Source organism: Exiguobacterium sp. B2(2022) (assembly GCF_028823655.1).
GTDB lineage: Bacteria > Bacillota > Bacilli > Exiguobacteriales > Exiguobacteriaceae > Exiguobacterium > Exiguobacterium aestuarii_A.
The window spans coordinates 1-754 of the sequence record NZ_JAPEHX010000140.1 but is presented as its reverse complement, the minus strand read 5'-3'; the positions used below and the strand labels follow the sequence as shown (position 1 = coordinate 754).

General features: G+C 37.9%; 1 protein-coding gene and 1 pseudogene. One reads left to right on the top strand and one right to left on the bottom strand.

What is annotated here, in order from left to right:
• Positions 1 to 287 precede the first annotated feature (287 nt).
• Positions 288 to 572: a hypothetical protein gene (locus ON063_RS14715; protein ID WP_274665636.1), complete on the top strand. Its 285-nt coding sequence runs from the start codon at positions 288 to 290 to the stop codon at positions 570 to 572.
• 70 nt (positions 573 to 642) lie between these two features.
• Here ON063_RS14715 and ON063_RS14710 read toward each other — a convergent pair.
• Positions 643 to 754, bottom strand: a pseudogene (locus ON063_RS14710) (TCP-1/cpn60 chaperonin family protein); the annotation flags it as partial.

Genomic DNA, 754 nt, shown 5'->3' with positions numbered 1-754 from the left:
AATCCATAATTAATAAATGAAAACACGTAGAGTGTACATGCTATAACCATAATCACCTTTATAAAGTAAAGGTTGAACATGCCTTTTTACTTTTAGACTAATGATTTGCACGATATGGTGCTGAGCAGAGATTGTGTTTCTGCTCAGCATTTTTTGTAAACCACACCAAATATTTAACCACGCTAATTTTATTACACTGTTTATTTCCTTCATTTATCTACAATCAACATAAAGATCAATTTAATATTTTGCATCAAATCAGTCGAAAAACGAAGGGATGACATGTTATGAACAATGAGGAAATGAGTATGGAGTGGTCTTACTGGAAAGCTGTTGTACGTTATGGACATGTAGGAAAGAAAAAAGAAATTAGTGTCGCACGTTATTTGGTTATGTCTGAACATTCTACGATGATTGATGTGATGAGGGTAATTGATGAAATGCCTGGAACAAAAAAACGTGCTGTCCTCTCTCTTCGAAAAATTGATGTTATTGAATACATTGAAGGACGTCGTGCGGAAAAAGAGAATTTCTTCTTACAGAGACTATTCGATGGAAAGCAGGCACAGTAAACATTGATATCCAACAAAAAAACCATCCACCAGCTTTCGCTGATGAATGGTTCCTGTGAAGGCGCATGACTTACATCATACCGCCCATTCCACCCATACCGCCCATGTCAGGCATTGCAGGAGCGTCTTTTTCTGGCTTGTCTGCGATGACGGCCTCTGTTGTGAGGAACATCGCTGAAACA